Source organism: Flavobacterium sp. (genome assembly GCF_041392005.1).
In the GTDB taxonomy this organism is placed as follows: domain Bacteria; phylum Bacteroidota; class Bacteroidia; order Flavobacteriales; family Flavobacteriaceae; genus Flavobacterium.
In genome coordinates this window covers 1-6140 of sequence record NZ_JAWKMX010000043.1, presented here as the reverse complement: position 1 = coordinate 6140, position 6140 = coordinate 1, and the positions used below count along the sequence as shown (strand labels likewise).

The 6140-nt window shown below is 30.1% G+C and carries 6 protein-coding genes; all 6 read left to right on the top strand.

All coding sequences use genetic code 11. The features are described 5' to 3' along the window. Positions 1-558, top strand: a 558-nt coding sequence (locus tag R2808_RS11340) for an OmpH family outer membrane protein (RefSeq protein WP_371271122.1), incomplete at its 5' end; no start/stop codon positions are given. Between the two features lie 126 nt (positions 559-684). Beyond that, the gene (locus R2808_RS11335; RefSeq protein WP_371271121.1) at positions 685-1077 is read left to right on the top strand and encodes a rhodanese-like domain-containing protein; all 393 of its coding nucleotides are present in this window, start codon (positions 685-687) and stop codon (positions 1075-1077) included. 471 nt (positions 1078-1548) lie between these two features. Next, the gene (locus R2808_RS11330) at positions 1549-2235 is read left to right on the top strand and encodes a GLPGLI family protein (protein WP_371271120.1); all 687 of its coding nucleotides are present in this window, start codon (positions 1549-1551) and stop codon (positions 2233-2235) included. Between the two features lie 151 nt (positions 2236-2386). Next, positions 2387-2632 carry a hypothetical protein gene (locus tag R2808_RS11325; RefSeq protein WP_371271119.1) on the top strand — a complete coding sequence of 82 codons (246 nt, stop codon included), beginning with the start codon at positions 2387-2389 and terminating at the stop codon, positions 2630-2632. 44 nt (positions 2633-2676) lie between these two features. After that, positions 2677-3378, top strand: a complete 702-nt coding sequence (locus tag R2808_RS11320; RefSeq protein WP_371271118.1) for a GLPGLI family protein — start codon at positions 2677-2679, stop codon at positions 3376-3378. Between the two features lie 142 nt (positions 3379-3520). After that, the coding region (locus R2808_RS11315) for a carboxypeptidase-like regulatory domain-containing protein (RefSeq protein ID WP_371271117.1) at positions 3521-6140 on the top strand (2620 nt) is incomplete at its 3' end.

Here is a 6140-nt window from a genome sequence, read left to right as displayed (position 1 = left end):
AATAAAACAGAAGAAACAAAATCAGAATTTAAAACAGCTTATATTGATACAAGTGTTTTAATGGAGAAATATGAAAAGTTTAAAGATGAAGACGATAAATTTAAAGTAAAATCACAAGAAATGGGTCGCCCGTTAGAAGCAAAATTAAAAGCTTTTCAAAACGAAGCGGCAAATTTTCAGCGTAATGCACAAGCAAAAGGTATGGCTTGGGCGCAACAAAAAGGAGCCGAATTACAACAACGCGAACAACAATTAGCTATGGAGCAAGATGCACTACTACGCCAAATACAAGTTGAAAGCGACAGTATTCGTACCGATTTAATTAACTCGGTAAAAGATTATATTAAAGAATACGGTAAAAAGCAAGGATACGATTATATTTACGGTACAGGCGATGCCGCTACTGTTTTGTATGCCAAAGATAGCTACGATATTACCGAAGATATTTTAAAAATGTTGAACGACGATTTTAAAAAATCGCAAGGAAAAACAGAAGAAAAAACTGCAACAAAAACTGACGATACCGAGAAAGCAGCAACAGAAGAAGATAAACAATAAGAATTTTCTTACAAACAAATCCCGTATTGGTTTAAAAACAGTACGGGATTTTTTTATTCACTTTTTTTAAGATACAAGAAAAATGTTATTTTTACTAAATAATTGTTTAAACTATAAAAATAAACTATGAAAAAATATCCTTTTTTAGTTCTCTTTGTTACCAGTTTTTTTCTTTTTTCGTGCCTTAAAAACCATTCGCAAGTAGCAGTAGCAGATGTAGCTACTTTTGAAGCCTTACAAAAAGAAAACAACGTGCAGCTACTAGATGTTAGAACCGCACAAGAATACAACGAATCGCATTTAAAAAACGCTTTAAATATCGATGTTAATTCGGATAGTTTTACCGAAAAAGCAAGCCAATTAGACAAGCAAAAACCAGTTTTAGTATATTGCAGAAGCGGACACCGAAGCGCAAAAGCTGCACAGCAATTAAAAGAATTAGGTTTTACACAAGTAACCGATTTAGACGGCGGTATTTTAGCTTGGAAAAAAGAAAATAAACCCGTTGTTAAAGAGTAGTTTTTTTCGAATAAATCACAATTTCTTACAAATCAACGTTGCAGTTTTTTTTAACAAATTTTTAACAAAAATTACTTGCTTTTTACCGCTTACTTTACTTTACTTACTTTTACAACGGTTAACCGTCTAAAAAAACAAATTATTAATTTTAAAAACCGTTTAATTATGAAAGTAGTATTTAGTGCCGTAGCACTAGTAGCTTTCTCATTTGCTGGTATGGCAACAATGAGGTAAAGGAGGTTGAAATAAGTAAAAATAATATAGCAAAAAAAGGTGTAGATTGCACAGCTTTTGCAATAGCTTCTTTAGAAATGCTAGACCCAGATATTACATGGTCACAAGAAGATTCGCAAGAGCATATATTGTTAATGGAGGCGTATTGTTATTTAATGACAAATGGTTTAACAGATTAAAATTTTACACTAAAAAATAGAAGAAAGAAAATCTTTCTTCTATTTTAAATTAAATAAAATGAAACATTTCTCTATCTTTTTATTTTTATTTTTTCAATGTTTGTACTCACAAAGCATTGAAGTTGTATATAACTTTATTCCTAAAGAAATAACGCAAACTTCGACAAACGAACACGTAAACGCACTAATTCAAGAATTAGATAATCTTAACATAGAATTTTTATTAAAAGCCGATAACGCAGCAAGTTATTTTAAGTTAATTGAAAATGATTTAAATGGACAAAACACAAAAGAAAAACTTTTAATAAAGACAAATGTATTAAGGATTGGTTATATGAATCCATACTACTATTCAAAAGCAGAAAACACTTTTTACTATGAAAAAGAAGGTTTTGTTATAAAAAAAGAAAATGGTTTAGCACCACAAATAACAAAAGAAACGAAAAAAATAGACAATTATACTTGTTACAAAGCTATTTATAAAGAAAAGATAATAAACCGCATAGGCAAAGAAGTAGAACGCGAAATTATAGCTTGGTTTACACCAGAACTACCCTATGCTTATGGCCCACTAGAATATAATGGTTTACCAGGATTAATACTTGAACTTGAAAAATTAGGTTGTAAATTAGTTGCAAAATCTATAACGATAGATAAGGATAAGGATATAACAATAGAAAAGCCAAAAGGAAAAACAATTTCTGAAAACGAATATAAAGAAAAAATAAAAAGCAAATTCGAGTAAATCACAATTTCTTACAAATCAACGCCTTGCAGTTTTTTTTAACAAATTTTTAACAAAAATTACTTGCTTTTTACCGCTTACTTTACTTTACTTTACTTTACAACGGTTAACCAATTAAAAACAAATTATTAATTTTAAAAACCGTTTAATTATGAAAAAAGTAGTATTTAGTGCCGTAGCACTAGTAGCTTTCTCATTTGCTGGTATGGCAAATAATGAGGTAAAAGAGAAAAAAAGTGAAGATAGAGAAACAAAAAAAGTTGTTTTAAAAGAAAACAATGTATGTTGTACTTTACACAGCATGGCATTTGATCTTGCAATTTTTGAAGGAGCAGATTCTGCAACCGCAGGAGCTTACGCAGATTTAGTTTATAACAATTGTTTAAAGTCTCAATAACAAAGTGTAATTATACCCCCTGAAAAGGGGGTAATATTAAAGGTATGAAATTAATTATAGTATTTTTATTGTCAGGATTTTGCTTCTCTCAAACAGGAACAACATTTATAGAATATGGTGTAAAAGCGATACCAAAAGAAAGTAATTTAGAAAAAATGTCTTTAGAAGTGTGTCCAAATTTGTATGATATAGTAGAGGGTATAACATTTAATTTATATGCTAATGACACTATAAGCCTTTTTGAAATTGAAGATAAATTTAAAGAAGATAATTCTACAGAAACTGGAATAGCAAAACTTAGATCTGGTTATAACGGTGAGATTATTACTAAAAACGATAGTATTTATAATTTAAATTTTGCAAACTATTTAGAAAGAAATCTTATTTTAAAAAAAGAAATAAAACACGATTGGAATATAACAAATGAAAGCAAAATAATAAACGACTTGTTATGTTACAAGGCAATTCTAAAAAAAGAAACAGTAAACAGTAAAGGAACGTTTGTAAATACAATTATTGCATGGTTTAGTCCAGAAATAAATTTACCTTATGGTCCTTTGGGTTTTAGTAAATTACCAGGTTTAATATTAGAAGCACAAACAAAAGATTGCATATATGGTGTTAAAAAAATTGAATTTAATTATAAATCGGAAATTAAATTTCCTAAAATTGACACAAATAAGTTTTTAGAAGAAGAAGAATTTGAAAAAAAGATAAATGATTATAGAGAAGAACTTAAAAAATAGAACTCAAAAAAAGATAAAGAATTAATTTTTATATAAAAGAATTCCTCTAACTACCGCACGATAAAATCGTGTGGTTTTAATTTATAATAAATTCCAGTTGAAATATCTAGTAGTACTTTTCCTTTTTTTTGTTCAATTCACTTTGTCTCAAACCCTAAAAGGCACGGTTACGGATAGTTTGGGAAATCCTTTGCCAAATGCCAACGTTATAGCCAAGCCTTTAGTAGAAAATGCAGAACTAAAATTTTCTATTGCCGATTATCTGGGGCGCTACAAATTAGAACTCGAAAAAGACACGCCTTACGAGGTAAAAGTATCCTATTTAGGATTTGTAGAACAAACGCTTAATCTACCAGCAAATTTTACTTTAAAAGAACACTTTTTTAAACTAAAAGAAAACAATACACAACTTAACGAAATTGTTATAGAATACGAATACAAACCCGTTGTGATAAAAAAAGACACGCTTATATACGATGTAAAAGCTTTTACTACAGGCAACGAACGTAAATTAAAAGAACAACTCGAAAAATTACCTGGTGTTGAGGTCGATAAAAACGGAGGAGTTACTGTACAAGGTAAAAAGGTTACCAAATTTCTCGTTGAAGACAGATCGTTTTTTGGTGGCGGTACAAAGCTGGGTGTAGAAAATATCCCTGCCGATGCGGTCGATAAAGTAGAAGTTATCGATAATTTTAACGAAGTCGGTTTTCTTAAACAAGTGTCCGATAGCGAAGACTTGGCAATGAATATTAAACTTAAAGAAGACAAAAAGAAGTTTATATTTGGCGATGTAGAAGTTGGTGCAGAAGTAGCAAACGATAACGAATTTTATTTAGCACACACAGGGTTGTTTTACTACGCACCAAAAACCAATATAAGTGTTATTGCCGATATGAACACGATTGGCAAAAGCACCTTTTCGTTTCAAGATTTATTGCGTTTTCAAGGTGGTGTAAGTAGTTTTCTTGGTGGTAGAAAATCGTTGAGCAATTTATTTTCTTTTTCTACAGATAATACCGATGTGGTCGAAAACAAATCGCAATTTACAGCGTTAAATTTTCGCCAAGAAATAAACCCAAAATTAGATATTGAAGGATTTGGTATTTTTTCAAAACAATTTACCGCATCGCTAAGCACAACCGAAAACGAATATTTGCAAAACGCAGCGTTTACTTTTGAAAACAAAACCAATACAACCGAAAATAAAACGCTTTTAGGCATCGGAAACATAAAATTGAACTATTCGCCCAGCAAACAATCAAAATGGTTTTATAACGCCCAATTTCAAGCAAACAACAACGATGTTTTAGGCAACTTAATTTCGATTCGTGACGATGGTAGTCAAAACAACTTTCAAAACAGAAACAAAGCCGATAATTCTGAAATAAAGCAATATATCGAATGGCACAAACAATACCAAAATAAAAATCATACGACTACGTTAGTAGTTAATCATCAATACGAAAATCAAAAACCAAATAATCATTGGTTTACCGATACCGAATTTCTAGCAGGATTAATTCCGCTTCAAACCGATACCGAGTACAAAATTCAACAGCTTAAAAATGTAAAAAACAATAGTATAGATGCGTTGTTTAAACACTATTGGATTCTCAATAATTTTAATCACTTATATACCAACGTAGGAAATAATTTTGGTACAACAAACCTTACTATTTCCGAAAAACAATTTGTAACCGATGGCACCATTAACGATTTCGCAAATGGTAATTTTGGCAACGATTTAAATTATCTTTTAAATGATTTTTATGTAGGATTAGAATATAAGTTTAAAATAGGGAAATGGATAAATAAACCCGCAATTTACCCGCATTTTTATCATCTAAAAACGAAACAAATAGCAGATAATTATACGCTAAACCGAACGTATTTAGAACCACAATTTACCAGTGAATACGAGTTTAATAGTTCCGAAAACGTAAAGTTTAATTACACGTTAAGCAACGATTTTCCTGACGCTACAAAACTACTTGAACGCTATACATTGCAAAATTACAATTCGGTTTATAAAGGAAATACGTTGCTTAAAAATGAACGCTTTCATTCGGCAAGTTTGCGTTATACAAAAACCAGTATGTATCGTGGTTTAATGTTGTTTGCAAACGCTAGTTTTAATAAAAAAGTAAAGACTATTAGAAATGTAGTAGAAATCGAAGGTATTAATCAGTTTAATACGCCTATTTTAACTGATAATCCAGAAACCAACTGGCGCATAAACGCTAACGTTACGAAGAAAATTTATCGTTTCCGATTGCAGTTTACAACAAATTTAAGCGGTTTTAATTATATCCAAACGTTAAACAACATAACAACTGAGAATAATAGAAACAATCAATCTTTTGGTGTAAAACTACGCACAGCAACTAAAAAATGGCCACCTATAAGTTTTGGGTATAACAAAGATTTTAGCCAGTTTAAAGGCATAACACAATCTAGTTTTACAAATGACAGAATTTCTTTTGATTTGGATGTTGATTTTTTAAAAAACTTCAATTTTAAAACCGATTACGAAGTAACCTTTAATCAAAACAGTCAAAATCAAAAAAATAATTATCGTATTGCCAACGCTTATTTAAGTTATCAAAGAAAAAACAACCCTTTTCGATTTGAAATTTCGGCTCAGAATTATTTAAATAACGGAATTAAAATAAACAACACTTTCTCCGACTTTTTAATTTCAAATACAACGACTTATATTTTACCAAGAATAGTGTTACTAACGGTAAGTTATAAACTTT